The sequence below is a fragment of the Candidatus Poriferisodalis sp. genome, assembly GCF_965208485.1.
Taxonomy (GTDB): Bacteria; Actinomycetota; Acidimicrobiia; order Acidimicrobiales; family Poriferisodalaceae; genus Poriferisodalis.
The window spans coordinates 2,708,977-2,735,172 of sequence record NZ_OZ242344.1; the positions used below are offsets into that span (position 1 = coordinate 2,708,977).

Genomic DNA, 26,196 nt, shown 5'->3' on the forward strand with positions numbered 1-26,196 from the left:
GGTAGTGATAGCTCGATGACGTTCAGAATCCGTGCCAGCCGTCGGTTGCCGCCGATTGACGGATCCACGTTTCCATCTGAGCTGCATCGAACTCATCTTCGCCGATGTCCACCCAGCGCGAATCAGGGTCCTTGCCCGATCCGGGCGGCGGGGGCACCAGCAATGCCCCGTTCAGGAACGTCACCTTGACGTAGCGGGTGAACGCGTGACAGCTCGCGAACCACCCGCGCCCCTCGAGGCCGTAGAAGGGCGAGTTCCAGCGCACCGCTTTGCGCACGTCGGGCACCACATGCTCGATCAGGTCATCGAGCTGGCGTGCGATGACACCCTTCCATTCCGGCATCGCCTCGATGTAGGCCTGCACCGGGGCGTCGCCGTCGCCCTTGGGGATCTGCGGGTTGCCGCCCGCAAGCAGCTTCGGCCCCGGACCGTCCGGCATGGTGGAGCTGACGGGACTCGAACCCGTGACCCCCTGCTTGCAAAGCAGGTGCTCTTGCCATCTGAGCTACAGCCCCGCAGATCGGAAGCCTGAGGGTACCGGCACGGCGTAAATGCGAACCGCCGGCGGGTGGCTCAGCCGGCGGGGTCGCATCCCTCGACGACAACGACCTTCGACTTCACTGCCCGCGCTCGCAGCTCCGCCAGCGCCGTGTACTCCGCGGATGCGATGAACCCGCGTGCTCGCTCGAGACTCTCGAACTCCATGATCACGAGCCGTTGCGGCTCCCAGTCGCCTTCAACTGCGTCCAGCTCCCCGCCCCGGGTGACGAAATGGCCGCCATGAGCAGCGACCGCTGCCGGGATCTTCTCGACGAACTCCGCGAACGCGGCACCCTCACCGACCTCGGTGTCAATGACGACATAACCCTTCATTTCAGTGGCTCCCTTCCGGTGCTTCCTCAACCAGCTGCTGACACGCTATTCGATGTCGTGCTGGCCTGCGATCAGGAAGATGCATCAATGTCATGCCGCTGAACCCTCAATCTCCACCGTGACCACGTCGAGGCCGTAGTACTTGCGGTGACGCACGGCTGTGGCGTAGTGCCTCAGCAGGCGGAACGAGAGATCGCTGATATTCGACAGCCCGGCTTCCTCGCTGATGTAGTCGATCCGGTCTTTCAAGTTCTCCTCGGAAAACACCGCCAAGAACTCCAGTTCCACCCAGCCGGTGCCGGGACGCAGATTGAGCACGACACGAGGGGGCTGCGCGGACTCGTGCTCGTCGCGCAGCTGCATCATTGCCGTCAACGTCTCCTCCCCGGCCGCGCGCAGGCGCCTGATCGAAGCGTCGTTCCACTTCAGTCCGGCACCGGCTTCCCGCAGGAACGCATCCAGGTCCCCCAGGACAGCCAAGTCCAGCACCGTGTCGAGGCGGCGGCGCCGTGCTGCGGTCAACTCCAGCACCGCTGTCAGCACCACAGCGCAGAGGACGCCCACGAGCACCCCGTTGCTCAGCACTGCGGCTAGAGGCGAGTCACCAGCGGCCCAGAGGCTGCCGTGGCTCTGCAGACCGATCGCTATTGACAGGGGCAGTCCTACGACGAACGCTCGCTGCCGCGTCAGCCCGTCTCGTGCAGCCGCGCGCATGCCTTCGGTGAACAGCATCCCCATGATGACCATCAGCAGGGCACCGCTGATCGGGCGGGGAATAGTGAGCAACGCGGCGACCGCCTTGGGCAGCAGTGCCAACGCCACGAGCAGTGCGCCGATGAACGCGCCCACCCGACGCGCCGCGACGCCCGTGAAGTTCATCAACGCGACCGTTGTGGGCAGGTACGCAATGGTGGGCGGGACGCCCGCGACTCCCGAGAGCAGGACGGCCGCGCCGCCGACGTTCACCGTCTGCTGCACGCCTCTGAAATCGACAGATTGCGGGTTGCGACGGCTGGCCTGCTGGATCGTCGCGCCCTCGCTGGCAGACCTGACCGAGACCACAACGCTGACAATGAGAAACACCGGCAGCAATGCCCAGAAATCTCCGTTCAGGACCGAGCCAAGGCCGGGCCAGCCTTCAACATGGGGAAGCTCGAACCATGACGCGTCTACGACATGGCCGGGGTCGTACACGCCCAACGGCACCGCAACGATGCAGCCGGCGGCAATGGCTGTCGGCATAGCCCACAAATTCCAGAGTCCGCTGCCCCGCAGCACCGCCAGCGCCGTGGCCACCAGCACCACCACTGCCACGAGCAGTCCTGCGACATCCGAAGCACCGTCGGGCACGTCGTTGAGCCGGTGCATGGCGATGGGCATGGCCGACACCGCAATCAGCATGAACGCCACGCCGGACACCGTCGGCGTGATCAGTCGCCGCAGCCTCGCCAGCCATGCGGCCGTTGCGAACTGCACCAGCGACGACGACGCCACCAAGCTGGACATCAGCGCCAGACCGCCCGTGTCGACGGCGAGCACGCAAGCAGCGAGATACGGGACTCCAGAACCCATCAGCAAGACGCAGCCCGGACCGACCCGTCCCAGCCGCGAAGCATGAAGCGATGTCACGAGGCCGGCAACGACCAACGCACCAACGATGGCCCAACGTGCATAGCTGCCGTCATCCTTGAAGGCTGCAGCGAAGATGACGACGAACGCAGTGACATTGGTGACGATCAGAGCGGTGCCCTGCAACGCCACATTGAGCGTCAGCAGCGCGGGCGGGCGTTCGTCGGGTTCGTAGCGAATCTGCTCGTTCGCTGGCATCTGACACACCCGCGGTCCGCTCGGTGCCGGGTACGCGCTAGCTCGACAACCTCGGCCCCGGCCTGCGCACATCCTATGAGAGCGAGTCGCGGGACCGAGTGGCCCGCGACCGCCATCAGCCGCAGCGGCATACCGCGCAGCCGGTCCTTCTGGCAGGAGATGATGCGGCGGGACAGGCTTGAAGACTGGTGCGGGACACATCGAACCCGAGGCAGCGGGATGAGCCAGCGGACGCGGCGACGCCGTGGTCGGTCGCTGCGGCGGCTGCGGTGGCGATGTCTGCAGGGCTGCTGCTGACCTCCGTCTCGAATGCGCTCTGGCAGACCTATGCCACCTTTGGCGTGCTAGTCGGATCGGCGGTGTGCGGATTCGTGATCGACGCAACCGGGTTCGGGCCCGCTATCGGTCTCGTCACCATCGCGAGCCTCATTGCGCTCGGCTGGCTGGCAATGCCGCAGCGTGTCATATCCTCCACCGGGTGAACAGCATCTGGCAGGTCGCGCGTGGACTGAAGGCGTCCTACCGAGACTCGGATCTCCGCGGCAGGGTGGCGAAGCTGAACGGCCGGCTCGACCAGACGTCGGCACCCGGTGACAGTGCCGGCCTGGACCATGCCGAGACCGCTCGGGAGTACTACGACATCTGCAGCCATCTCATGGTGTACGGCTGGGGCGAGTCCCTCCACTTCGCGCCACTGAGGAGACAGGAGAGTCTGGATGACTCCAAGCTCGGGCATCAGCGATTGATGATCGACAAGCTGGACCTGCGCCCCGGCATGTCAGTCATCGATGTCGGTTGCGGGATCGGCGGACCGATGCGGACGGTGGTCCGAGAAGCAGGCGTCAAGGTCACCGGCATCAACAGCAGCGAAGTCCAACTGGTCAGGGCACGGCAGTTGACCGCCGAAGCGGGCCTCACCGACATGATCGACTACGTCGAAACCAGCTTCATGGACATGGGTGCCATCGAAGACGACACGTACGACCGGGCCTACGCGATCGAATCGACGTGTCACGCGCCGGACAAGGTCGGTGCGTTCACGGAGATCTCGCGTGTGCTGAAACCGGGGGCGCTGCTGTGGGGTCAGGAAATGTGCCTGACGGACAGGTTCGATCCCGCCAGCTCGACGCACCGAGACATCGAACGGGAACTCATGCGCGGCATCGCGCTCCGCAAGATTGCAACGTTCGCCGAAGTGAACCAAGCGCTCGAGGCGGCGGGATTCGAGGTCATCGAAGGAAAAGATTACGGCACCCCCGAGAACGGCTCGACAACTCCGTGGTACCAGCCGATGGAGGCGCGCAGTGGCACTCGCAACAACACGCTGCGAGGAACGCCGTTGGGTCGACGGCTCGCGATCGCCTCAGCACGCGGCGCAGAAGCCCTGAGCGTGCTGCCCAGGGGTACCGCCGAGGTCGCCAAGCTGCTGGACCGCACCGCCGACGCCTACGTTGCCGGCGGCAAGACGGGAATCTTCACGCCGCTGTACTGCTTCGTGGCCCGCAAGCCTCACTGAGTCCCGCGGTGCCCGCAGGGCACGTCTGCTAGGAAATCCCGCATGAACATGCCTGCCATTTCGCTGGCCGCGGTACGCGGCCGCCGTGAACGCACTCTGGAAATTGCCGCTGAGATCGAGCAACGAGGCTTCAGCGGCATCTACTGCCCCTCCATGGGCGATCCGGTGGCGCTGTGCCAAGCGATCGCTCACGTGACCGACGAAATCCAGTTCGGCACTTCGGTGCAGCCGATCTACTTCCGCAACCCCGTCGACATAGCCGCGACCGCGGCCTTCATTCACGAGATCTCCGGCGGTCGCTTCTGGCTGGGCATCGGCGTCACTCACGGCCCCGTGCACGAACGGCTCGGCATCACGCCCGGCAAGCCGCTGTCGGACATCCGCGAGTACATCGCCGCGATGGAGGCCGCATCGGCGCAGCACGGCGAACTGCCTCCGATCGTGCTCGCCACGCTGCGCCAGCGCATGGCAGAGCTGTCCGCTGAGGTCAGCTCCGGCGCCGTGTGGGCGAATGCAAGCTGCAACGACTTCAGCAACTCAGTGGCACACCTCGGCGATGCGGCCCACCGTGATGACTTCTTCGTCGGGAACATGATCCCGACCGTCGTCGATGACGATCGGGCCGCTGGCGCCGCCCGCAACCGCAAGACCCTGGCGGGCTACGTGGCGCTCCCGAACTACCGGAACTACTGGAAGCAGGCCGGCTGGATCGACGAGATGGAGGCGGCCGAGACGGCGATCGCTGCAGGCGACACCGAGGCGTTGCATCGCGCGATGACCGACGAGTGGCTGTCGAACGCAACGCTGTACGGGTCGGCGTCACAGGTGCGCGACGGCGTCGAGGCCTGGTTCGATACCGGCTGCAAGACACCGATCCTGGTGCCGTCGAGCACGAGCGGCGGGCAGCTCAAGGCGCTGGAGGAGCTGTTCGAGACGTTCGCTTGACGGTCATCATCACCCGGACAGGCCACCGAGGGCGCCGTTACGCTCCAAGACATGCATATCGAGCTGTTCGGATTCGACACCACCCCTGAGCGCTTCGAGGCCAGCCTGCGTGACGCCCGGGCACAGGGATTCGGTCGCTACTGGACGCCCCAGATCTTCGGCCACGATGCGCTGACCACCATCGCCGTCGCCGCACGCGATGTCCCCGACATCCGCGTCGGGACCTCGGTGGTTCCGACGTACCCGCGCCACCCGATGATGCTCGCCCAGCAGGCGCTCACGACCCAGTCGATCATCGACGGCCGGCTGGATCTCGGCATCGGGCCTTCGCACAAGCCGGTGGTCGAGGGAATGTGGGGCTACTCGTTCGACCGGCCGATCGCGCACATGCGCGACTACCTGACCATCCTCACCAAGCTGCTCACGGATCGTCGCGTGTCTCACGGCGGCGATGCCGTCACGGGACGGGGCGAGATCACACCCCCGCCGGCTGATCCGCCCCCAGTGTTCGTTGCGGCGCTCGGCAGCCAGCTGCTGCGCCTGACCGGTCGGATAGCCGACGGCACCATCACTTGGATGACCGGTCCGGCAACTCTCGCGAATCACACGGCCCCTACGATCAACCAGGCAGCGGCAGAGGCCGGCAGACCGGCACCGCAGATCGTGGCTGGTTTTCCCGTGTGCGTGACCGACGACGTCGACACAGCCCGCGCCCGAGCCGCCAAGGATCTGGTGGTGTACGGCACGCTGCCGAGCTACCGGGCCATGCTTGACCGCGAGGGGCTCGGCGGCCCCGAGGACATCGCCATCATCGGCAACGCCGCCGAAGTCAGCGACCGCATCAACGGGCTCGCCGAATGCGGTGTGACGTCGTTCGCCGGCTCCGCCTTCGGCACCCTCGACGAGCAGGCAGCCACCCGCGAGACGCTCATCAGCCTGCTCGGCTGAGCACGCGCTCTCGACCGCCTATTCGGCGTGCGGGTCCGTCAGCTCTGCTGAGGAGCCGCTCGGGTCGGCAGGCACGTTCGTTGTCGCACCCCTTGCCTCCCGCTCTTGTTCCCAATCTCGATTGGATACCGGCTCACAGGCCGCTCGGGCCACGGCTTCGCCTGCCGGCTCAGCCTCTGGGTCTGACGGGGTGTCACCAGCACCGGCATCTGCGACGGGTCCGCGGCGCAGACCCACCAGCACCGCCACGAGCGCCGCGAAACCCACGACCATGCTGGTCCACACGTTGAACCGCAGGCCCCCCAGCTCGTTGACGGTGTCGATGCGCAGCAGCTCGATCCAGAGGCGCCCGGCGGTGTAGCCCAGCACATACATCGCGAACAGGTAGCCGGCGCGCAGGCGCGGCAGCACCTTGGGGATCACCCGCACCAGCGTTGCCGCCAGGGCCAGATTCCACAGCGCCTCGTATGCGAACGTCGGATGAAATGTCTCTTCGAGGCCATAGCCGGCGACACGGTGAGCCTGGTCGATCTCCAGAGCCCACGGCAGATCGGTCGGCCGCCCGTACAGCTCTTGGTTGAACCAGTTCCCCAGCCGGCCGATGGCTTGAGCCACTGGGAGCGCTGGCGCAAGTGCGTCAAGCATCGTCCCGACGCTGTGCCCATCCCGCCGAAGCCGCCACACCGCCACCAAGACGCCGGCCGAGATGCCGCCCCAGATGCCCAGGCCGCCCTGCCAGATCTTCACCACATCGCCGAGATTGTCCTGGTAGCGATCGAAGTCGGTGAGCACGTGATACAGCCGGGCGCCGATCAACCCAGCAGCAACCGCCCCGATCGCGACCGTCCCGACGAGATCGTTGGCGTTGGCCCGGTACGCCTCGTCGCGGTCTGCGATGGCGCGACGCCACCGGCGGCTGGTGATCCACACGGCTACCAGCACAGCCACCGCGAGAACAAGGCCATAGGCTCGAATGTCCAGCGGACCGAGCGAGATGTAGCTCCGTGACGGGCTCGGAATGGACGCCAGCAGGTGACTCATCGCAGTCACGCCGCTACCGGCCGCAAACGCGAGAACAAGGAATCACGAATCATGACTGCGACAGGGTACGCAGAGGCGCGAGCGGCCGAGGGCGCGCGACTGACCGCCATCGCCGCCGAGGCCGAGGCTTCCGGCAGCGACCTGCGCCGGCAGGTTCCCAGCTGCCCCGGCTGGGACCTCGAGGAGCTCATCGAGCACTGCGCCACGGTCTGGACGTTCGTGACCGGCAGCATCGCCGCAGGCGAGCGCACCGATCCCGCAGCAGTCACCCGCCCCGACGGCCCGATCTCGCGCTGGCACGACGAAGCGTTCAGCACACTGACCGGCGTGCTGGAATCCCGCCAGCCTGATGAGGGCACATGGACCTGGGACCCGCAGCACCAGTCGATGAGTTTCTGGTGGCGGCGAATGGCACACGAGACGACCCTGCACCGATGGGACGCTGAGGCGGCGCTGGGCGCGACACCAGCGCCCATCGATCCTGAGCTGGCAGTCGACGGCATCGACGAGCTGTTCGACGTCTACGTGAGGCTTCGGAATCCGACCGCATTCGCGGGCGACGGCGAGACCGTCCATCTGCACGCCACCGACGCTCACGGCGAGTGGGTCATCACTCGCGGTCCCGACGGCATGACGGTTGAGCACACCCACGAGAAGTCCGACGTCGCCGCGCGAGGACTCGCACAAGACCTGCTGCTGTTCGTGTGGGGTCGAGTCGGCCCCGAGCAGCTCGAAACCTTCGGTGACACCGCCCTGTTGGAGGATTGGCAGCGCCTCGTGCGCTTCTGAACAGCAGTGCCCCGAGATGAGCTTTCTGCTTGTCGCACCCGTTGTTTCTCGCTCTGTCCCCAATCTGGATTGGATGCAGGCTCACAGGCCGCTCGGGCCTCGGCTTTGCCTCTGAGCAGCCGCCAAGATCAGCAGCGCTACAGGCGCGCTCCTTCGTAGACGGCAGCCCGTACACCCCGCTCCGCCAACCCGGCGAGCCACGGCAGCGGCTCGTCAAGCATCCCCAAGCCCCACGCGCCCGAGGGCAGCTCATCGGCCAAGGCCCACCCGGCAGCGGTCGCAGCCACCGCCGCCGCCGCCGCACTGGGATGATCGATCACACCCAGCACATCGGTGCAGTGCCGACCGTCGCGCAGCCCCCGCAGCTCGACCCGCACTCCCCCGGGTCCGCCTTCAGGATGAGGCGGCCGCAGCATCGGCAGCATCGCCGTCAGGCGGTCTCGGCGCGTGCCGGCCACACGAGCCGTGACACGCTCGACGTCGCTGAATGCCGGCACCAGCAGCAGCGCATCCGGCAATGCAGCCCGGTAGCAGTCATGAGCACCGAGCGGATCGGGAAACCACACCAGCTCGCGCCCCGAACCGCCGCGGCGCCGACGCCATTCCCCGTCGCGCCAGTCGATCGAAATGCCGGTCCGGGCACGGTGCAGTTGGCGCTGGTTGGCAGGTCCGCCGGTGCCCATCCGGGCGATGTGGACTTCGGTGACGACGTCGAACTGCGCGGCGCCGTGGCGTGCCAGCAGGCAGCTGTAGCCGGGTGAGAAACCAGCGCCGATCACGACCGAGCGGTCTGTGCTGAGGGCACGCTTGTCGAGCGCCAGCAACTCTTCTACATCCGCGATCGCAGCCGAGAGCGACACGACATGAGCCCCGGCGCGCAGCGCCTTGTCGGCCAGTGCCGCGTGACCCCCGCTCGGCAGGCTCAGCACCACAACATCAGCGTCGGGCAGCGCGCCCGGCTCCACAACCTCTACATCCACATCCAGCAGTTGCGCGGCGAGTCCGCGCAGCCGTGCAGTGTGACGCGAACCCAGCACCAAGCGATCCACATCGTGACGGGAGGCCAACTGGCGGGCGATGCGCTGACCCACGGCACCAGCGCCGATGACGGCCGCTGTGCTCATCGGTGTGTCGGGCTCATCGGGCGACTGCCTGATCACCGCAGGTCAGGACCGGCCAGCTCCCGCCAGCTGCCTTCACGACGGGGAGTTTCCTGGGGCGAGCGCAGCCGCAGGACGACGGTGATCAGCCCGCCCACCACACTGGCAAGAAGCGCACGCCGCAGCAGGTTCATCATGTGGGGCTAGCTGGAATCGAACCAACGACCTCACCCTTATCAGGGGTGCGCTCTAACCGACTGAGCTATAGCCCCGCGGGGCCGCTCACGTTACCGGTCGACGACGAAGCGAGCCACGCGTGATCGACGAGCCGTTGTCTTGGGGGACGCTTCGGACCCGGGGCTTCGGCGTCTAGCGAGCAGGCGGGCGGCGCTCATCCTCGAGCACTGTGACCCGCACACCACCGGTGAGATCGCTGATCAGGTTGAACATGATCGCCATCACCACGTTGAAGGCAACCCCAACCGTAGCGAGCACCAGACCGACGATCCGGGCCCGCTGGTAGATCACCATGCCATCGATCTTCCAACTCTCATACGAACCCACCTCGGTGATGAAGGATTCCAGCTTCTCGACGAGACCCGACCGCTGTGCAGCGTTCCACAGCAATACACCCGCAATCAGGACTGCTGTGTAGAGGCAGGCGTACAGCAGCACCGAGATCTTGAACACCGACCAAGGATCGATGTGGCGCAGGATGCGGTGTGTTCGGCGAACTCGGGCTCGGCGCTGGCTGAGCCAGGTCCGCCGGACCGGCTGTGGCTCTTCTGGCTGAGGCAACGCAGGAAAACCTCCAGCCATCGGCACCTGCGGTACTGCGCCCGGGGACGATGTCGGCTGCGGCACTGGCGCAGCGGGGGCGGGGCGGATCGAGCGCGGTGCGGCGGGACCTGCCGATGCAGCAGACGGACGAACCCTCCGGCGGCGACGCGCGCGGCCGGCTGGGGTGATGCCCAACGCTTCAGCGAACAGCTCATCGGTGGGGGTCGGCCCGCTGGGCATCGGCAGCGGCGGCCCCCCACCAGAAGTCCCAGAGACCACGCTTCGCAGTGTAGAAGTCAGCCGATGGGCATCTCTGCCGCCGCCGCCGCGCGCTGGCCGTCGATCTCCACAACGACCTCGACGTGTGCCATTCGGCCGTCGATACGCACTTCGAACCCCTCCAGCACGCCGTCGGCATCGCGGACGACACCCAAGGCGACAGCAGCACCAGGGACGACACCACCCATGATCGCCTCGATGTCAGCGGTAGCCAGGGTTGCCAGCGCCGCCGCATCGGCAGCCGCTTGGGCCCGTGAACTCGCCAGTGCCGCCTGACCCCAGCGAGCCACCAAGCCGACGCTGAGGAGCAGCGCGAGGGCCAGCAACGCCACTGGCAACGCTGCCTGCCCGCCGTGATGCCGTGCGCGCGTGGAGCCAGAGAGACTCGAACCCTTGACGCAGGCTGACAAGTCCAGATGTCCTGGCGCCTGCCAGTGGCCCCACAGAAACTCGACAGAGCCTCGGCCTCTCCGGAAGCCGGGACTCGGTCTCGTCGTGGCCATCGACCGACGCTATGTCGCCGAGGTCACCTCGCCCACAGCATTTTCGCGGGACTCGCCGACGGGATGGTCGTTCTCTGGGATGTCCGGCAGCTCCACCAGCGCGATGGCTACGACCGCCTCGTCATCGTCGAGCGCCATCGCCCGCACCCCGGTCGCCATGCGTTCCTGCTGCGAGATATCGGAGACGCGCGTACGGATCAGCACTCCACCCGATGAGACCAGCATCACTTCGTCTTCGGCCTCCACCAACCGAGCGCCGACCACCTGAGCATCTGCCTCCGGCAGCTTGACAGCGATGACGCCTAGGCCACCACGGCCCTTACGCGGAAACCGATCAGCTTCCGTCCGCTTTGCAGCACCGGAGCTAGTCACCAGCAGCAGACTGCGACTGTCGTCCGCTGACAAGACATCAGCAGCAGCCACCGTATCCCCGTCGCGCAATCGCATCGCGCGCACGCCTGCTGCGTTACGGCCCATCGAACGCACATCCGGAGTTTCCGCAAACCGAATGGCCTGACCAGCACGCGACACGATGAGCACGTCGTCCTCGCCTGAGGTCTCCAGTACCCGAACCAGTTCGTCTCCGTCTCGCAGGCTCAACGCAATCAGGCCGTTCGAGCGGATGTTCTCGTACGCGCTCAGCGGCGTCTTCTTGGCGAGTCCATTGCGCGTCACGAACATCAGGTACCGATCCGCCGGGAATTCCCGTGCCTCCACCACGGCCTCGACGCGCTCATCGGCACCGAGTTGGAGCAGGTTCACGAACGCAGTGCCCCGGGCGGTGCGACTGGTGAGCGGCACCTCGTAGGCCTTCAGCCGGTGCACCCGGCCACGGTTGGTGAAGCACAGCAGCCAAGCGTGCGCCGTGGTCAGCAGCACGCGGACCACCACATCGTCGTCCTTCAGCCGGGCACCCTGCACACCGCGGCCGCCACGCCCTTGGGTGCGGAACACATCGGGCGAGGTGGCCTTCACGTAGCCCTCGCGGGTGAGCGTCACCACCAGCGGCTCGTCCTCGATGAGATCCTCGGCGTCCATCTCGCCGGGGTCGGTGACGATCTCGGTGCGCCGCGGTGTCTGGTGCTCGTCGCGCAGCGCGCTCAGCTCGCCGACGATCACCCGGCGCAGCCGCGCATCCGAGCCCAAGATGGCCTCCAGCTCGGCAATCGCCCCCCTCAGCTCAGCCAGCTCGTCGATCAGGCGGGTGCGGCCCAGCCGGGTCAGGCGGCTGAGCTGCATGTCCAGAATGTGATTGGCCTGCTCGGCGCTGAACGACATGGGCTCGGCGCACAAGCCCTCTAGCGCCGCCGCCCGATCGTCGCTGGCGCGGATCAGGGCGATGATCTCGTCGATCAGGTCCAGCGCACGCAGCAGGCCTTCCACGATGTGGGCACGGGCACGGGCCTCGTCCAGGCGGTGCTGGCTGCGTCGCGTGACCACCTCGATCTGATGATCGACATACGCAGCCAAGGCGTCTCTGAGATTGAGCGTACGCGGCACCCCGTCGACCAGCGCCACCATGTTCACGGCGAAGCTGGACTGCAACGGCGTGTGCTTCCACAGGTTGTTGAGCACCACGTTCGCCGGCGCCGAGGGGCGCAGCTCGATCACGAACCGGGTCTTTCCCTTGGCAGATTCGTTGCGCAACTCGGTGATGCCCTCGATGACCTTGCGGTTCACCGCATCGGCAATCTTGCGCTCGATGTTCTCGATGGAGGCTTGGTACGGGATCTCGCTGACCACGATGCTCGATCGCTTGCCGTTGGTGACGATCTCGGCACGGGCCCGCAGTTTCACCGAGCCGCGGCCGGTCGCCATGGCTTCACGGGCGCCAGCGCGGCCGAGCATCCGCCCGCCGGTCGGAAAGTCCGGTCCGCGCACGAACCCCATCAAGTCGTCGACGGTGGCCTCGGGGTTCTGAATGAGATGGACGGTGGCGTCGATGATCTCGCCCAGATTGTGGGTGGGGATGTTGGTGGCCATGCCCACCGCGATGCCCTGACTGCCGTTGACAAGCAGGTTCGGGAATCGCGACGGCATCACCAGCGGCTCGGTGCGGGAGCCGTCGAAGTTCGAGGCGAAGTCGACCGTCTCCTCGTCGATGCCCTCGGCCATGGTCATGGCCAAGTCCGTCAGGCGGCACTCGGTGTAGCGGTAGGCAGCCGGTGGGTCAGACGGCGAGCCGAAGTTGCCGTGCGGATCGATCAACGTGTTGGCCAAGCTGAACGACTGGCCCATCCGCACCAACGCGTCGTAGATCGAGCTGTCGCCGTGAGGGTGGTAGTTGGCGATGACGTCACCCACCACGGTGGCGCACTTCTTGTGCGGGCGGTTCGGGCGCAGGCCAGTGTCGAACATCGACCACAGAATCCTGCGATGCACCGGCTTGAGCCCGTCGCGGGCATCGGGCAGTGCTCTTGAGGTGATGACCGACATGGCGTAGTCAAGGAACGACTGCTCCATCTCGGTCTGGATCTCGACGTCCACAACGCCGACGACGCCTCCTGCAAGCGAGTCGGCGCTGCCGATGGCGCCGTGATCTGCACGCTCCGGCCGGTCGGCAGCGGTCTCCCTGCCGATGTGCGTGTCCCCGTCGTCGCTCATGAGGCGCCCGTCCGATGATCCATCGGACTCAAACGTCGAGGAAACGCACGTCGGTGGCGTTGTTCTGGATGAATCCCCGGCGAGCGTCCACATCGTCGCCCATGAGGGTGCTGAAGATGCGGTCTGCCGTGGCCGCCTCTTCCAGCGTGACGCGCAGCAGGGTTCGTCGTGCCGGGTCCATCGTGGTGTCCCACAGCTCTTGGGCGTCCATCTCGCCCAAGCCTTTGAGGCGTTGGAACTCGTTGCGATGGCTGGGCCGCTCTTCGAGAAACGAGGTCTTGGCCCGGTCGTCCTTGAGATACACCGTCTCGGTGCCGACCTTGGTGGAGTACAGAGGCGGCTGAGCGATGTACACACGGCCACCCGACAGCAGCTCGCGCATCCGGTGGAAGAAGAACGTCAGCAGCAAGGTCCGGATGTGGCTGCCGTCCACGTCGGCGTCGCACAGGAGGATCACCTTGTGGTAGCGGATCCTGGAGGCTTCGAAACCGTTCTCGCCGGTGGCACCGTCAACCCCGGCACCGATCGCCGAGATCAGCGCGCTGATCTCGTTGTTGTCAAAGATGCGCTCGGGCCGGCTGCGCTGAACATTGAGAATCTTGCCCCGGACCGGCAGGATCGCCATGATAGCGGGGTCGCGGGCTTCTTTGGCCGAACCGCCGGCTGAGTCGCCCTCCACGATGTACAGTTCGGACTCTGCGGGATCGCCTGACGAGCAGTCGGTGAGCTTGCCGGGCAGGCCGGCGCCGCCGAGCGCCGACTTGCGCACTGTGTTGCGTGCCTTCTGGGCGGCAATACGCGCCCGGCGGGCGTCGACGGCTTTGCCGACCAGCAGCTTGGCCTCGGTCGGGTGCTCTTCGAGCCATTCGCTGAGTCCGCTGTAGGCGGCCTTCTGCACCAGGCTGCGCATAGCAGTGTTGCCGAGCTTGGCCTTGGTCTGGCCTTCGAACTGGGGTGCTGCCATGCGGACGCTCACCACCGCGGTGAGGCCCTCGCGGATGTCGTCTCCCTGAAGGTTGCCGTCGTCGGGCCGCAGCATCTTTCGGTCTTTGGCGTAGTTGTTCACCGCTGAAGTCAGCGCCGAGCGGAACCCCTCAGCGTGCATGCCGCCCTCGATCGTGTTGATGCCGTTGGCGAAGCTGTGAATGCCGTCGGTGTTGAAGCCGGTGTTCCACTGGAAGGCGATCTCCACCTCATCGCTGTCCTCGACAGCAGTGAGAAAGCCCACCTCGTCGAACAGCGTCTCGGACGTCTCGTTGAGATGGCGGACGAAGTCGCGGATGCCGCCTGGATAGCAGAAGTCGTGACGGACAGGCTCAGCGCGGCGCTCGTCGATGAAGCCGATGCGCAGTCCGGCGTTGAGGAACGCCATCATCTGCAGACGCTCCGTGAGCGTCTGCGCCCGGAATTCGGGGTGGTCAAAGACCGTGGGATCGGGACGGAACGTGATAGTGGTGCCGGTGATGCCCCCCGGTGACGGACCGGTGTCGGAGAGTTCACCGACCAGCTCGCCGCCGTCACGGAACTCAAGGCGCCAGCGTCTCCCATCGCGATCGATAACGGCCTCCAGCTCGGACGACAGCGCGTTCACGACCGACACGCCGACGCCATGGAGGCCTCCCGACACCTTGTACCCGGCGCCGCCGAACTTGCCCCCGGCATGCAGCACGGTGAGCACCACCTCGGCGGCTGACTTGTCGGGGTACTGCGGATGAGCTTCGACCGGAATGCCACGACCGTCGTCGGTCACCCGGCACGACCCGTCGGGCTGCAAGGTGACCTCAATGGACGTGCAGTAGCCCGCCATGGCCTCGTCGACGGCGTTGTCGACCACCTCGTAGACGAGATGATGCAGGCCACCCGGGCCGGTGGAACCGATGAACATCCCAGGGCGCTCGCGGACGGGTTCGAGGCCTTCGAGCACGGTGATGGCGTCCGCGTTGTAGTCGCCCACTGCTGGGCTGTCAGGAGCTGCCGTGCCGTCCAGAGACGCCATGGTGCTGGGCGCTGCGGTGGCGTTGATCACGCTGGGGCTTCGGGGCTGCGGAGCGGCATGGAACTGATGAGTCTCCAAGGCTGTGCGTCTGCGTTCGGCCCTAGGGGCCGCAATGAGGAACGGCACTCGGCGCGCTGCTTGAGGCCAAGCTCGGCTGAACTCATCCGCGTTGCTCGGCCGCATGTTGCTCGGCCACGCCATTCCTAGCCTGCAAGCCTAACGGAAAGGGAGCCGTTCTCAGTGCAGAGGCGACCACTGGAAGGCTGCCAAAACGCAGGTTAAACGGCTTTTTGAGTCACACGCCCGGCTGCACTCGGAGATGCAGCTCCGAGATCGCCACAGCGCTCGGATTTGCATTGAGCGCTTCCAGAATTCGGGCCGCGTGGTAGCGCAATTCTGTGGCCCACGCGGGGTCGTCGACAACCACCGTCAGCCGACCGGATTCGAGCCGTTCAGGTCGCGCGTGAGCCGCGATCGTCTCGCCGACGGCATCGAACCAGCGGTCGCTCAGGTCGATTGCTCGGCCTCGCGAGCCGAAACCGGCAGTAACGGATTTAAGTGATTCGCTGATCGAGCGGGGTTCGCGGCCGACTGCTCCATTCCGTCGGCGTTTCATGTCATCCACACGGTCTCGCACCCCGTCCTGCAGCGCTTGCGCACGATCTCGTCACGCCCTGCCGTCAGCACCTGCACCGTCGCGGACCGCGCCCGACACCGCGGTGCCGTCGCGGATCTCGACGCGGCTGCCGAAGTCAATCCCGTCAGGCACATGGCCAGTGGCCGACGTCAGGACCGTCTGCGCGTCTGGCAAGCAGTCGACCAGACGCCGCGCGCGATCCTCGTCCAGTTCGGAGAACATATCGTCGAGCAACACAATGGGGGCAGTGCCAAGACAGTCAGCGACGTAACGATGCTGCGCCAAGCGCAGTGACAGTGCAATGCTGCGTTGCTCGCCCTGCGAGGAGTGCGTCCGCGCCGGAAGCCCGTCGAGAGCGATCTCCAACTCGTCTCGATGAGGGCCGACCGACGTCGTGCCACGTCGCAGGTCACCCGAGCGTGAGCATTCCAACGCTGCCGCCAACGAGTCACCGGCCCAAGAGGTCACGTAGGACAGTTCAAGCCGTGCGTCGGTTCCCGCCAAGCGGCGGTAGGTCTCTTGGGCCGCAGGGGCCAACGCGCCAGCGAGCGCTGCCCGTTGTCGGGCCACGATCTCTCCTGTCGCCGCGAACTGGTCATCCCAGACGTCCAGCGTGTTCAGGGCATCACCGTCGGGACGCCGGCCGACTTGCTTGAGCAGGTTGTTCCGCTGGCGCAGGATTCGCTCAAGATCTGCGCGCACCGCCCGGAACTCGCGGTCAGTGCTGGCGAGCACTTCATCGGCCAGCGCCCGTCGCATTGACGGACCGCCCGCCGTAATGGTCAGATCCCCCGGGCAGAACACCACCGCAGTGACGATGTCCGCAAGATCTCGCAGCGTCCGAACCCGTCGGCCGTTGACCTGTGCCCGGGATCGACCACCGACCGCGATTTCCATCTCCACCAGACTGGGGCGCCCCCTCCGCCGGACCTCCGCACGCGTGTAAGCCCGCTGCGAACCTGCTCGTACGAGCGTTTCGGCATTTGCGCCTCGGAACGAACCCGCGCCTGTCAGCATCGCGACCGCTTCAAGCAGATTGGTCTTGCCGTGACCGTTGGGTCCCACAACGAGTGTCCGGCCACGATCGAAGGACACCACGGTGGATCGATGATTCCGGAAGTCCTCGATACTCAGCCAAGCGAGAATCATGGCTACCCGCTGGACACGATCAGCTCTGTTGACACGAGTCGCCGCGGTGCCGCCAGCAGCCCATGAACGAGATCGTCGTTCAGGACACCCGTACGGGCATCAGCAAGTACAGGAATTCGCCTTGACCCGGGGCCTGCAACACAGCCGGCTTGAGTGCATCAAGCCGTACCAGTTCGATAGTGTTGCCCCCGACTGCTTCCAAGCCCTCGATCAAATAGTCAGGGTTGAAAGCGACGGTGGTCGACTCGCCGGAGTACGTCGCATCCACTTCCTCGCTTGCACTGCCGACGTCCTGACTGATGACGGTGAGTTCGATGCCGTCCTCGCGCAGATCCATGCGCAGCGGTGCGTTCGTGTCCCGTGCGAGCAACCGAAGCCGACGAGCGCCGTCGAGCAGCGCTGCCCGATCTATTACGAGACGGTTGTCGTACGATTCCGGAATGAGCGGCTGGTAGCTGGGGAAGTCTCCAGCGATGAGCCGGCAGATGATCTGCGTGAACCGGTGCTCGTCGCCGACTTCAAAGGTGACTTCGCGTTCACCCAGACGCATGGTGACGTCTCTGTCTGCATTGAGAATTCGCCCTAATTCTTCCAGCGCACGTGATGGCACCAGCACCTGCTGCCCAGGTCCCAAGACTTGGGCCTCAGGAAGATCCCGCAGTGCCAAGCGATAAGAATCGGTTGCCACAAGACGCAGGCCGTCCCCGCGTGCTGTCATGAGCACTCCGGTGAGAATCGGCCGGGCGTCGTCCGAGCTGGCGGCCCTGACAACCTGACGGAAGGCCTCCGCCAGATCGCCGGCCGGAACGGTCACGCTGTCGCCCGCCGGCTGGGGAAGCACCGGAAAGTCGGCAGTCGGCAAGGTCCTGATCGAGAACTGAGCTCGCGCGCTGCTGATCTGCACATCATCATCGGTGAGTTCCAAGGTCACCTCGCCGCTCGGCAAGGCGCGAACGATGTCGGTCAGCAAGCGGGCAGGCACTACCGTCTCGCCTTCGGCTTCCACCGGTGTGCTCAGACGGGTGCGCACAGTCAGATCCAAGTCTGTCCCGGTCGCCGTCAGGCCATCGCCGTCTGCTCGCAGGTGCAGACCGGTGAGCACGAACAGGCCACCTCCGCGCAGATTCACTCCCCGACTGGCCAAGGTCAGCTGGTCAACCAGTGTGCTTCGTTCAATGCGCAATTTCACGGGTGGTTCTCCTTGGCCGATTCAGACCGGTGAGATGCACAACCCTCAATATGAAGGCTGAGACTCCTCTGATGTTGGCTGTAGGGGCTGTGGATTGTGGATGACCAGCTGTTCTCGCAGGTCAGAGCAGCATGGTCTGTCAACAATGGTGCCTGTTGTGTTCACAGCTTTGCATCGTTTTTTTCGTCTTGCCGTCCTGAGAGTGGAAAAGCCCGATTCGTCCCAAGGCGAATCGCGGGCTTTTCCACTCGTTGTCCACAGTATGCGGAGACACCCTACGCCAGCGCGCCCGCCGAGCAACGGACAGCCGCTGAGCTGCGGTCAGGCGGCCCGGACCCGCGCGATGAGCTGTGCCACCTGGTCGTACACCCGGCGTTCGGAAGGGAGAAGACTGCTGATCTTCTTCACTGAGTGCATGACGGTGGTGTGATCCCGGCCGCCGAACACGCTGGCGATGGCGGGGTAGCTCAGGTCGGTCAGCTCACGCATCACGTACATGCTGATCTGGCGGGCCTTCACTAGGCCTTGCTGCCGGCTCTGGCTGGTGAGTTCCGTGATGCGGTAGCCGAACATGTCCGACGTCAGTTCGAGAATCCGGTCCGGGGTGATCGGACGTTCTTGGGGTGCGCTGACGTCGCTGAGGATCTGCTGGGCTGTCTCGAGGTTCACCGGGTTGCGAGTGAGACTGGCATACGCAGTGACGCGCACCAATGCGCCTTCGAGTTCGCGGATGTTGTTCGTGATCAGATGCGCGATGTGCTCGAGCACTTCGTCAGGGACGTCGCCATGCTCGGTCTTCTTGCTCAGGATGGCGACCCGGGTCTCCAGATCCGGCGGCTGGATGTCGGTGATCAGGCCCCATTCGAAGCGGCTGCGCAGGCGGTCTGACAGCGTCGCGATGCTGCGAGGCGGCCGATCGGACGAGATCACGATCTGCCGACCGGTCACATGCAAGGAATTGAAGGTGTGGAAGAGTTCTTCTTGCAGGCCTTCTTTGCCCTCCATGAACTGGATGTCGTCGAGCAGTAGTACGTCGAGTTCGCGATAGCGCCGCTTGAATGCCGGTGTCGTATTCGTACGAATGGCTTCGATGAACTCGGAGAGGAACGTCTCAGTCGAGACATAGCGAACGCGATGCTCCGGCAGCGTGTCGCCCAGATAGTTGACGATGGCTTGCAGGAGATGCGTCTTCCCCAGTCCAGTGCCCCCATGAATGAACAGCGGGTTGTAGGCGCTTCCAGGCGTCTCCGCGACCGCCAACGCGGCGGCTTGGGCGAACCGGTTGCTGCTGCCGGTGACGAAGCTCCCGAACGTGTACCGGGGATTGGTGATGTCGGTCCCCGACACTGGTTGCTGCTCTGCGATGTCGGAGACCGATGGGCTGTAGCTCCGCTGAGTCGGGGCTGACAGCCTTGGTTGGGCAACCCCGCCGGCGGGGTGCCACGTCTCGCCGCCTAGAGCGTTCGAGGCCTCGTCATCGGAGATGATGGCGTTGACGTCGTGAGAATCCGCATCGGTGTCGAGATCGTCGAGCTCGGGACGGGTTTCGATCTCATATATCTGAGGACTCACCGGCAGCTGCTCAAAGGCGGCGTGAAGCATGGGGATGTAACGGCGTTGGATGCGATCGCGGATCATGTTGCTCGGCGCGATCAATACCGCCAGTTCACTGTCAATGTGCAAGACCCGCAAGTGGCGGAAATATCCCAGCCAGAGCGCGTCGGATACCGTGCGCCGCAGAATCTCACGGCACTTCGACCACAGCTCGTCGGTGTTAGCGCGCGTACTGGCCTCTAGGTCAGCGGAATGGGATGGAATTATCTCAGAGGGGCTGAGTGAGTCTTGGAAGCTTGGACTGTCGCGATGGTTGTCGGGTTCGTGCGATGCGATGTTCGCAGGCGGAAAACTCACTACTACAACCTTCTTCGCCTGCGGCCGTCGTGAACCCGGGCAACCTCGCTGATCGCCTGCGGGCCACGAAGCGGCATCCGGTACGGCGAACCTATGGCTGCGCTTCGCATATCGCAAGTGCGCGTTCTCGGGCGCTCGCGACGCCACGGTCGACACCGGGTCGGCAACTCGGCGACAGATGCGCAACACCCGCACTAGCAGGCGCTTGCCGCAGAGAGATCGGGCGGTTGGCTCACTGCATGTCGGGGCATCTGTGCCGCGACTGACCAAGGCCTGCACAGCTTCGTCGCGCGCGATGAAGCACGCTTGGCCGCGCGTTTGAGATGCGAGGCACTCGCGGTGCCGACCCGCATCGACACCCGTAGGCTGTCGGTGCTCCCGGGGCGACTCGGGCACGCTCCGGCCGCCGTACCGCAATTCGTGGACCAGCCCGCGGCCTGAACCTCCAGGAGGCTGCAGCGTGAAGCGCACGTACCAACCTCACAATCGCAGACGGGCGCGTCGGCACGGCTTCCGTCATCGCATGTCCACTCGCGCAGGCCGGGCAATCGTGAACTCTCGCCGACGCAAGGGCCGGCAACGGCTGAGCGCCTGATTGATTCGTGCCACAGCAGGGCCGACTTCGCAGCATTGCGCCGCGGTCGCCGCTGCGACAGCGAGTTGCTGTGGATGTCGTTCGCAGCGGACACGGAACTCGAGCGTCCGCGTGTGGCGTTCGCACTCGGGCGGTCCAGCGGGAACGCCGTTCAGCGGAATCGAGTGCGACGGCGGCTGCGGGCGCTGTTGCGCGAACACGCCGACCGCGTGAGGCCTGGGCGCTATCTCCTGGGCGTGCGGGGATCGGCTTCGCAGGTGACCTACCGCCGGGCACAGGCCCAGCTGCTGGAATTGCTGAAGTCCGCCGGGGCGCTGCTGGGGCCCGAAGAGGGGGCACCATGAAACCCAGCCCGTTGGCGCGCGTGGGCGTGGCGGCAGTGCGGTTCTATCGAGCATTCCCCCGCTCACGACCGCCGTCGTGCCGTTTCGATCCGACGTGCTCGCAGTACACGCTGGATGCGCTGCGCATCTGGGGAGCCGTCCGTGGCGGGTGGCTGGCCACCAGGCGCCTCTGCCGCTGCCACCCATGGGGTGGCTGGGGCTATGACCCTGTGCCTGCGAGGGTGGTCTCCACGCAGGAATCAGACCCAGAATCAGACCCAGTCGCCGAGATATCGGAGCACGCATGTTCGACGTGATCTTCGATGGCATTGCCGGCGTGATGGCGTGGTTCTACTCGTTGGTCAACGACTACACGTTCGCCATCGCCATGCTCACGCTGGCGATCATGCTGCTGTTCACACCGCTCACGCTGCGAGGCGCCCGCTCCATGACGAAGCAGCAGGCACTGCAGCCCGAGATGGCACAGCTGCGCAAGCAATTCGCCGGCGACCGACAGAGGATGAACGAAGAGTTCATGAAGCTGTACCAGGCTCACGGGGTCAGCCCGCTGGGCGGGTGCTTGCCGAACTTGGTGCAGATACCGATCTTCTTTGTGCTGTACCGGGTCATCTGGAATCTGCGCGTCACCCCAGACAACCCGCACAACCCCAGCAACCCAGACGCTTCGTACCCACGCAATCTCAGCGAAGACTCGCAGCTCTACACCGATCTGGTCGACTCCATCGGCACTGACGGTTACGGCGAGATGCGCTCGCTCGGCATGGACTTGGCCAAGTCGGCGCGGGAAGTCGTGCAGGCCGACTTCGTGGAGGGTCTGCCGTATCTGGCACTCGTGGGGGTCACGTTCGTGCTGGCCTGGCTTCAGCAGCGCCAGATGGCGAGGCGGCGCGGCACTGCGACCATGCCGAACCGTCAGATGGAAATCATGATGAAGTACCTGCCCTTCATGCTGCCGGTGTTCAGCTTCTTTGTGGCGGCAGCGTTGGTGCCGTACTTCATCGTGTCGAGCATCTACCGGATGCTGACCCAAGCGTTCATTCACGCCACGATGAAGCCTCCGCAGTCCATCGCTGCTGCCCAGAGCGATGGTGATGTCATCGAGGCCGAGACGGCGCCAGACCCGCAGTCCGAGCGTTCGGTGCCGAACCAGCGGTCGCGCAAGGCCCTCGACGCCGAGGCAGAGCGTCGCGCGGCTCGGGCGGAGCGTCGCGCTGAGCGGCGAGAAGATACAGCACACCAGCAGAGCAACAACGTCGGGGAAGCCGTAACTCCCGAAGCTCCCGTAGCTCCCGCGGTGCGCCGGACTCGGGAACCATCGGGGCCGGCTCCGGAGCCTCCCAAGCGCCGCCGCCGCGGGGCATCTCTTGACGGGCGAAATTCGGGGGCGCGCCGCGATGCCGCGGAGAGCCGAAATCGTCGGCGGGGGCGATCAGCGCCCGAACCAGAACCCAAGCGAATCCAGAGTCGCCGTACCTCGGGAGATGGCCGGACCCGCAACCGTCGCAAGCGATGAGCATCGTGCCGGCGAGACCGAGAATCTAGGACGCTGCCGTGGAGTGGATCGTGATGACCGGGACGAGCGTCGATGAGGCTCGTGACCGTGCGCTTGACGCGCTCTCGGTCGCTGCCGAGGACGCGGACATCGAGGTCTTGGCTGCTCCGACGAGATCCCATTGGGGGTTCCGGCGCCATCCAGCCCGGGTGAGGGTGCGTGTCCGCCCCATCGGCCCGCCGCCGCGCGTGGGTGAGGCTCGGCGCGATCGGCGCCAGCGTCGGCGATCCGGCGGAGGCAAGCGCCGTCAGGACGCCAAGCAAGGTCAAAAGGGCGGCGGCCGGTCGTCCCGGCGGCGTTCCCGATCAGGTCGAAGTTGACCCGGAATCGCTCAGTTCGCCACTGGGTGTCGCTGCTTCGCAATCTTGAATTTCAGCCGCTTGTTGGGTGACATCGACGGAAATGGGCTGATCTTCAGCTGGTAGCTCGATGGAGAGATCTCGAAGGTGAAATAGTGCGCGAGTATCAAGAGGCTGAGCAGCATCTGCAATTCAACCATGTGTGAACCGAGACAACTATGCGTACCAAGTCCGAATGGTGCATAGCCTGGAGTCCGGTGCTCGCCACGTGAGGGCAGGTAGCGGTCAATGTCGAAGGTGAATGGATCCGGGAAAACGTCACTCATGTAGTGCGGTGCGGTCGTGGCGATGAACACCTTGGAGCCGACCGGCAATTCATAGTCTTCGACGACGCATGCATTCATCACAGTGCGGATCGACATTGGAACGGTGGGCCACAGCCTCAAGCACTCCATGATGAATCGTCGAGTGACGTCAACCGCTGAGGAATTCAAGTCTTCTGACAACGGCTCTCCATCGGCAAACAAAGCATCAGCTTCTGTCTGGATGCGTTCATACAGATGCGGTTGGGACACCATGGCATACAGGATGAAGCTGAGCTCATCTCCTGCGTACATGCCCGCCAGCACAGGTGCTGAGAAGGTAAAGCTGAGATTTGACTCCGGCACGAATATCGGGTCGCTGCTGTGCAAACTGAGCACGTCGTCGGCAAGATCGCGAGGGCAACCAGCCCTCTGCGCGGCGGTGTGAGACTCTAGGACGCGATCGTACAGAACGTCGACGACTTGCTTCTTTCGCTTCATGGCTGGGGTATTGAGCATGAACTTTGGCAAGACATTCACGACTTGGGTCATGAGCACGCGGGACTTATAGGTGATGAGGTCATCGATGACGTCGTCTGCTTCAATGCTCGCGAGGAACGGTGTAACTTGAGCACCGGAAAAACCACGACACATGGAAACGGCTCCAAAGGTATCCCCGACCTTCCAGTTGCTTATGTACGTTCGAGCATGCTGATACACCGTCTCGAGTTGTTGCTCGAATCTCGTTCGACCGTAGCCGGTACGCAGTGCTTTGCGCATGCGAAAGTGATCTGCACCATCCAGTGCAGGTAACAATCCAGAGGCGTGATAAGCGGTTTCTAGACCTCGGAGATAGTCGCTTGCCCTGAGGTGCATTCGACCATGACGGTGAACCCAACGATTGACCTGAGGACCTGATAAGAAGGTAATTTCCTGCTTGGAGAACAGCGGATTGAGCCGGAAGACTGGGCCGAATTCTTCAGTCAATTGCGCATAAACGGCAGGGATGTTTCCCCGAAGGAAATGGCGATTGAGCAGCAGCTTCTTCAGCGGCAGCTTGGGTATCGACTTCGTCAACGCAGAGCTTCTGAGCAGCGACGCTACGAGGTTGTGCGCGACGGCATCGGCAATGGCTCTGCCGATCAGGTCCATTTGACAGATGAGCTGGATCCGCTCCTCCGCCTCGTCGTCGAGTTCAAAGATGAAACGGAGGACATCGCAGGTGTGCGCGAGACCGATGATGATGACGTCTCGCGGGCTGGGAATCTCACCCAGCAAGATCGATCTGCCAATGCGCGTCTTGATGAATTGGACAGCCGTGTCGTCGTCGTCACCCGCAAAGAAGTCGCTGTGCCGTGCCGCTGCCGTCAAGCTCCAGAAGTCGCCGTCGTGATGCTCGAGGATCCCGAGTCGGACGAGCTGTTCCAACGCCAAGTCGATCATCATCTCGGCGCGAGGCGCGAGGCGCTCGATCCAGTACTGGGCATTGTGCTGGTTGGACTCGTTGGAGATGTGCTGGAGGGCGAGATCCAAGATCGGCTTGCCGGTCGGGGTGGGGTCCAGCAGGATGAGCGACTCCATGTCGGTGTCAATGCGCGCCTGCAGCGAGAGCTCTGCCAGCGCCGCACCGGCCATGGCGCAGTTCAGATGCCAACCGGGAACTTGGTGGAAGTACCCGCTCTCTTCGCTGAGCAGCACTAGGATGAGTTCTTCAGTCAGGTCGAGCGGCTTCGCAGCCGTCTCCCTCGTCGATGCTGTCGTCGCAATACTCAAGAGACTCTCCGGATCACGGTGTGCACGGTGGTCGGCTCTGCATTCTGAAAAACCGACCCCAAGTTTACGGATACTCGGAGGTGAGGTACGTGCAGCATCGGCACTTCCCGGAGGTTCCGACGATCCGGCCTAGCCTGCCGAGAGCATTTCCGGACGAAGAACACGACCTGATGACTGCGAGATCCGAACAGGGAACGAACGTTACTTCTCTTTATCCGTTTCCCGAGGGCTGGTACTTCATCGCGACGCGAGACGCTGTCCGCAAGGCCGGGCTGGTGGAGCGGACTTGGATGGGCGAGCAGATCGTCATCTGGTGCGGCGCTGCCGGCCAGATCTGTGTGGCTCGGTCGGTATGTCCGCACATGGGTTCTGATCTTGGGCCGGAGGCCGGGACGACGATCGTCGATGGGCGACTTGTCTGTCCTTTTCATGGATTCGAGTTCGACGCGAGCGGGCAGTGCGTGGCCACCCCGTCTGGGGCGCCAGCCCGTTCGGCCAGGCTGGAACTCTTTGAGGTACACGAAGTTGCCGGTCTGATCTTCGCTTGGTGGGGACTGCGAGGGCGACCCCCGCAGTGGCAGCTGCCGGGCCTTCCTCAATCCGGGGACGACTGGACGGACTTGCAGATCCGGACGGTTCGCTTTGCCGGTCATCCGCAGGAGACGAGCGAGAACTCGGTGGACATTGCTCACCTGAGCTATATCCACGGATACCACAACGTCACCGGCGAGACGCCAGTGGTGATCGACGGGCCGCGGCTCGAGAGCCGATTCGGTTTCTCGACGACCCGAAGGATCGCCAAGGTGGCCAAGTTGAGCCTGGAGGTGACAGCCGTCGCGAATGTTGTCGGGCTCGGCTACTCGTTCGTCGAGTTCAAGGAGCATTCCATCGGTTTCGATGCGCGGTTGTGGGTGTTGGCGACACCTGTCGACGGCAAGCTGATCGACCTGTCGATCGTGTCGAGGATGCGCCCGCTGCACAAACCCAAGCGCTTCATCGTCGGCCTGAGATTCTTGCCGCCGCGGATGCGAGCGCCCATCATGAACAAGTTCGTTGCGGACCTTCAGATCCGTGACGTCCAACAGGATGTGGTCATCTGGAGTCGCAAGCACTACGTGCCACGCCCCCGGCTCGTTCGCACAGATGGCGAAATCATGAAGTACCGGGCGTACTGTGAGCAGTTCTACCCCAGCGAGCGCGAGCCGCCCCGACTCTGAGTTCCTCGGTCGCGATGAGGGTTGCGA

The 26,196-nt window shown here is 64.7% G+C and carries 26 protein-coding genes and 2 tRNA genes; 11 read left to right on the plus strand and 17 right to left on the minus strand.

Annotated elements, in window-relative coordinates; genetic code table 11:
* Nucleotides 1-22: 22 nt before the first annotated feature.
* The 4 genes from ACOGXQ_RS12640 to ACOGXQ_RS12655 all read right to left on the minus strand — a co-directional run bounded on the left by ACOGXQ_RS12640 (nt 23) and on the right by ACOGXQ_RS12655 (nt 2,700).
* The gene (locus tag ACOGXQ_RS12640) at nt 23-439 is read right to left on the minus strand and encodes a DUF1801 domain-containing protein (RefSeq protein WP_419944008.1); all 417 of its coding nucleotides are present in this window, start codon (nt 437-439) and stop codon (nt 23-25) included.
* Nucleotides 439-515: transfer RNA gene (locus ACOGXQ_RS12645), tRNA-Ala, on the minus strand. The genes ACOGXQ_RS12640 and ACOGXQ_RS12645 overlap by 1 nt, the downstream gene beginning before the upstream one ends.
* Before the next feature lie 58 nt (nt 516-573).
* Nucleotides 574-873, minus strand: a complete 300-nt coding sequence (locus ACOGXQ_RS12650) for a DUF1330 domain-containing protein (RefSeq protein WP_419944009.1) — start codon at nt 871-873, stop codon at nt 574-576.
* Between the two features lie 90 nt (nt 874-963).
* Nucleotides 964-2,700, minus strand: a complete 1,737-nt coding sequence (locus ACOGXQ_RS12655) for a solute carrier family 23 protein (protein WP_419944010.1) — start codon at nt 2,698-2,700, stop codon at nt 964-966.
* 188 nt (nt 2,701-2,888) lie between these two features.
* On the opposite strand from ACOGXQ_RS12655, the gene ACOGXQ_RS12660 reads away from it, so the two are divergent.
* The 4 genes from ACOGXQ_RS12660 to ACOGXQ_RS12675 are packed head-to-tail and all read left to right on the plus strand — an operon-like array spanning nt 2,889 to nt 6,109.
* Nucleotides 2,889-3,182, plus strand: coding sequence for a hypothetical protein (locus ACOGXQ_RS12660; RefSeq protein WP_419944011.1), 294 nt, complete (start codon nt 2,889-2,891; stop codon nt 3,180-3,182).
* Complete coding sequence (locus ACOGXQ_RS12665; RefSeq protein WP_419944012.1) at nt 3,179-4,216, plus strand: methyltransferase domain-containing protein; 1,038 nt, start codon at nt 3,179-3,181, stop codon at nt 4,214-4,216. The genes ACOGXQ_RS12660 and ACOGXQ_RS12665 overlap by 4 nt, the downstream gene beginning before the upstream one ends.
* A 42-nt stretch (nt 4,217-4,258) precedes the next feature.
* Nucleotides 4,259-5,161, plus strand: a complete 903-nt coding sequence (locus ACOGXQ_RS12670) for an LLM class flavin-dependent oxidoreductase (RefSeq protein ID WP_419944013.1) — start codon at nt 4,259-4,261, stop codon at nt 5,159-5,161.
* Between the two features lie 51 nt (nt 5,162-5,212).
* Nucleotides 5,213-6,109, plus strand: coding sequence for a TIGR03564 family F420-dependent LLM class oxidoreductase (locus tag ACOGXQ_RS12675; protein ID WP_419944014.1), 897 nt, complete (start codon nt 5,213-5,215; stop codon nt 6,107-6,109).
* Between the two features lie 18 nt (nt 6,110-6,127).
* Here the strand turns inward: ACOGXQ_RS12675 and lgt are convergent, their stop codons facing one another.
* Nucleotides 6,128-7,150, minus strand: a complete 1,023-nt coding sequence (lgt, locus tag ACOGXQ_RS12680; RefSeq protein ID WP_419944015.1) for a prolipoprotein diacylglyceryl transferase — start codon at nt 7,148-7,150, stop codon at nt 6,128-6,130.
* Between the two features lie 51 nt (nt 7,151-7,201).
* On the opposite strand from lgt, the gene ACOGXQ_RS12685 reads away from it, so the two are divergent.
* Nucleotides 7,202-7,939, plus strand: a complete 738-nt coding sequence (locus ACOGXQ_RS12685; RefSeq protein ID WP_419944016.1) for a maleylpyruvate isomerase family mycothiol-dependent enzyme — start codon at nt 7,202-7,204, stop codon at nt 7,937-7,939.
* Nucleotides 7,940-8,076: 137 nt separating this feature from the next.
* Here the strand turns inward: ACOGXQ_RS12685 and ACOGXQ_RS12690 are convergent, their stop codons facing one another.
* From ACOGXQ_RS12690 to dnaA, 11 genes are all read right to left on the minus strand, one after another.
* Nucleotides 8,077-9,063: a saccharopine dehydrogenase NADP-binding domain-containing protein gene (locus tag ACOGXQ_RS12690; RefSeq protein WP_419944017.1), complete on the minus strand. Its 987-nt coding sequence runs from the start codon at nt 9,061-9,063 to the stop codon at nt 8,077-8,079.
* A 32-nt stretch (nt 9,064-9,095) separates the two neighbouring features.
* Nucleotides 9,096-9,233 (minus strand): hypothetical protein, encoded by a 138-nt coding sequence (locus ACOGXQ_RS12695; protein WP_419944018.1) that lies wholly within the window; start codon nt 9,231-9,233, stop codon nt 9,096-9,098.
* Between the two features lie 4 nt (nt 9,234-9,237).
* Nucleotides 9,238-9,311 (minus strand) — tRNA-Ile (locus tag ACOGXQ_RS12700).
* Nucleotides 9,312-9,408: 97 nt separating this feature from the next.
* On the minus strand, nt 9,409-9,729 hold the full coding sequence (locus ACOGXQ_RS12705; protein WP_419944019.1) for a DUF3566 domain-containing protein: 321 nt from the start codon (nt 9,727-9,729) through the stop codon (nt 9,409-9,411).
* Between the two features lie 386 nt (nt 9,730-10,115).
* The gene (locus tag ACOGXQ_RS12710; RefSeq protein ID WP_419944020.1) at nt 10,116-10,601 is read right to left on the minus strand and encodes a pilus assembly protein TadG-related protein; all 486 of its coding nucleotides are present in this window, start codon (nt 10,599-10,601) and stop codon (nt 10,116-10,118) included.
* A 9-nt stretch (nt 10,602-10,610) separates the two neighbouring features.
* Entirely contained in the window at nt 10,611-13,205 is a 2,595-nt protein-coding gene (gene gyrA, locus ACOGXQ_RS12715) for a DNA gyrase subunit A (RefSeq protein WP_419944021.1), read from the minus strand.
* Nucleotides 13,206-13,233: 28 nt separating this feature from the next.
* Entirely contained in the window at nt 13,234-15,201 is a 1,968-nt protein-coding gene (locus ACOGXQ_RS12720) for a DNA gyrase/topoisomerase IV subunit B (protein ID WP_419944022.1), read from the minus strand.
* Between the two features lie 295 nt (nt 15,202-15,496).
* A complete protein-coding gene (locus ACOGXQ_RS12725) occupies nt 15,497-15,817 on the minus strand; it encodes a DUF721 domain-containing protein (RefSeq protein ID WP_419944023.1) in 321 nt (106 codons plus the stop codon).
* Between the two features lie 51 nt (nt 15,818-15,868).
* Nucleotides 15,869-16,987, minus strand: a complete 1,119-nt coding sequence (gene recF, locus ACOGXQ_RS12730) for a DNA replication/repair protein RecF (RefSeq protein ID WP_419944024.1) — start codon at nt 16,985-16,987, stop codon at nt 15,869-15,871.
* Nucleotides 16,988-17,066: 79 nt separating this feature from the next.
* Complete coding sequence (dnaN, locus tag ACOGXQ_RS12735; protein ID WP_419944025.1) at nt 17,067-18,176, minus strand: DNA polymerase III subunit beta; 1,110 nt, start codon at nt 18,174-18,176, stop codon at nt 17,067-17,069.
* 321 nt (nt 18,177-18,497) lie between these two features.
* Nucleotides 18,498-19,997, minus strand: a complete 1,500-nt coding sequence (gene dnaA, locus ACOGXQ_RS12740) for a chromosomal replication initiator protein DnaA (RefSeq protein ID WP_419947391.1) — start codon at nt 19,995-19,997, stop codon at nt 18,498-18,500.
* Nucleotides 19,998-20,547: 550 nt separating this feature from the next.
* On the opposite strand from dnaA, the gene rpmH reads away from it, so the two are divergent.
* The 5 genes from rpmH to ACOGXQ_RS12765 all read left to right on the plus strand — a co-directional run bounded on the left by rpmH (nt 20,548) and on the right by ACOGXQ_RS12765 (nt 22,898).
* Nucleotides 20,548-20,682, plus strand: coding sequence for a 50S ribosomal protein L34 (gene rpmH, locus ACOGXQ_RS12745; protein WP_419551349.1), 135 nt, complete (start codon nt 20,548-20,550; stop codon nt 20,680-20,682).
* A 74-nt stretch (nt 20,683-20,756) separates the two neighbouring features.
* A complete protein-coding gene (gene rnpA, locus ACOGXQ_RS12750) occupies nt 20,757-21,026 on the plus strand; it encodes a ribonuclease P protein component (protein ID WP_419944026.1) in 270 nt (89 codons plus the stop codon).
* Complete coding sequence (yidD, locus tag ACOGXQ_RS12755) at nt 21,023-21,322, plus strand: membrane protein insertion efficiency factor YidD (protein ID WP_419944027.1); 300 nt, start codon at nt 21,023-21,025, stop codon at nt 21,320-21,322. The genes rnpA and yidD overlap by 4 nt, the downstream gene beginning before the upstream one ends.
* Nucleotides 21,310-22,539 carry a membrane protein insertase YidC gene (yidC, locus tag ACOGXQ_RS12760; protein ID WP_419944028.1) on the plus strand — a complete coding sequence of 410 codons (1,230 nt, stop codon included), beginning with the start codon at nt 21,310-21,312 and terminating at the stop codon, nt 22,537-22,539. Before yidD ends, yidC begins: the two co-directional genes overlap by 13 nt.
* Before the next feature lie 38 nt (nt 22,540-22,577).
* A complete protein-coding gene (locus ACOGXQ_RS12765; protein ID WP_419944029.1) occupies nt 22,578-22,898 on the plus strand; it encodes a Jag N-terminal domain-containing protein in 321 nt (106 codons plus the stop codon).
* A gap of 11 nt (nt 22,899-22,909) precedes the next feature.
* On the opposite strand, the gene ACOGXQ_RS12770 is transcribed toward ACOGXQ_RS12765, so the two are convergent.
* Nucleotides 22,910-24,952, minus strand: a complete 2,043-nt coding sequence (locus ACOGXQ_RS12770) for a cytochrome P450 (protein WP_419944030.1) — start codon at nt 24,950-24,952, stop codon at nt 22,910-22,912.
* A gap of 170 nt (nt 24,953-25,122) precedes the next feature.
* On the opposite strand from ACOGXQ_RS12770, the gene ACOGXQ_RS12775 reads away from it, so the two are divergent.
* Entirely contained in the window at nt 25,123-26,169 is a 1,047-nt protein-coding gene (locus ACOGXQ_RS12775) for a Rieske 2Fe-2S domain-containing protein (protein ID WP_419944031.1), read from the plus strand.
* Nucleotides 26,170-26,196: the final 27 nt, after the last annotated feature.

Excerpts from the sequence above, each read along its gene's own strand:
- gyrA (WP_419944021.1), bottom strand. The coding sequence starts at position 13,205 with ATGAGCGACGACGGGGACACGCACATCGGCAGGGAGACCGCTGCCGAC.
- ACOGXQ_RS12655 (WP_419944010.1), bottom strand. The coding sequence starts at position 2,700 with ATGCCAGCGAACGAGCAGATTCGCTACGAACCCGACGAACGCCCGCCC.
- ACOGXQ_RS12695 (WP_419944018.1), bottom strand. The coding sequence starts at position 9,233 with ATGAACCTGCTGCGGCGTGCGCTTCTTGCCAGTGTGGTGGGCGGGCTG.
- ACOGXQ_RS12710 (WP_419944020.1), bottom strand. The coding sequence starts at position 10,601 with ATGGCCACGACGAGACCGAGTCCCGGCTTCCGGAGAGGCCGAGGCTCT.
- ACOGXQ_RS12670 (WP_419944013.1), top strand. The coding sequence starts at position 4,259 with ATGAACATGCCTGCCATTTCGCTGGCCGCGGTACGCGGCCGCCGTGAA.
- recF (WP_419944024.1), bottom strand. The coding sequence starts at position 16,987 with ATGATTCTCGCTTGGCTGAGTATCGAGGACTTCCGGAATCATCGATCC.
- yidC (WP_419944028.1), top strand. The coding sequence starts at position 21,310 with ATGTTCGACGTGATCTTCGATGGCATTGCCGGCGTGATGGCGTGGTTC.
- ACOGXQ_RS12650 (WP_419944009.1), bottom strand. The coding sequence starts at position 873 with ATGAAGGGTTATGTCGTCATTGACACCGAGGTCGGTGAGGGTGCCGCG.
- ACOGXQ_RS12775 (WP_419944031.1), top strand. The coding sequence starts at position 25,123 with ATGACTGCGAGATCCGAACAGGGAACGAACGTTACTTCTCTTTATCCG.
- ACOGXQ_RS12690 (WP_419944017.1), bottom strand. The coding sequence starts at position 9,063 with ATGAGCACAGCGGCCGTCATCGGCGCTGGTGCCGTGGGTCAGCGCATC.
- yidD (WP_419944027.1), top strand. The coding sequence starts at position 21,023 with ATGAAACCCAGCCCGTTGGCGCGCGTGGGCGTGGCGGCAGTGCGGTTC.
- ACOGXQ_RS12685 (WP_419944016.1), top strand. The coding sequence starts at position 7,202 with ATGACTGCGACAGGGTACGCAGAGGCGCGAGCGGCCGAGGGCGCGCGA.
- ACOGXQ_RS12675 (WP_419944014.1), top strand. The coding sequence starts at position 5,213 with ATGCATATCGAGCTGTTCGGATTCGACACCACCCCTGAGCGCTTCGAG.
- rnpA (WP_419944026.1), top strand. The coding sequence starts at position 20,757 with ATGTCGTTCGCAGCGGACACGGAACTCGAGCGTCCGCGTGTGGCGTTC.
- lgt (WP_419944015.1), bottom strand. The coding sequence starts at position 7,150 with ATGAGTCACCTGCTGGCGTCCATTCCGAGCCCGTCACGGAGCTACATC.
- ACOGXQ_RS12720 (WP_419944022.1), bottom strand. The coding sequence starts at position 15,201 with ATGGCGTCTCTGGACGGCACGGCAGCTCCTGACAGCCCAGCAGTGGGC.
- ACOGXQ_RS12640 (WP_419944008.1), bottom strand. The coding sequence starts at position 439 with ATGCCGGACGGTCCGGGGCCGAAGCTGCTTGCGGGCGGCAACCCGCAG.
- ACOGXQ_RS12725 (WP_419944023.1), bottom strand. The coding sequence starts at position 15,817 with ATGAAACGCCGACGGAATGGAGCAGTCGGCCGCGAACCCCGCTCGATC.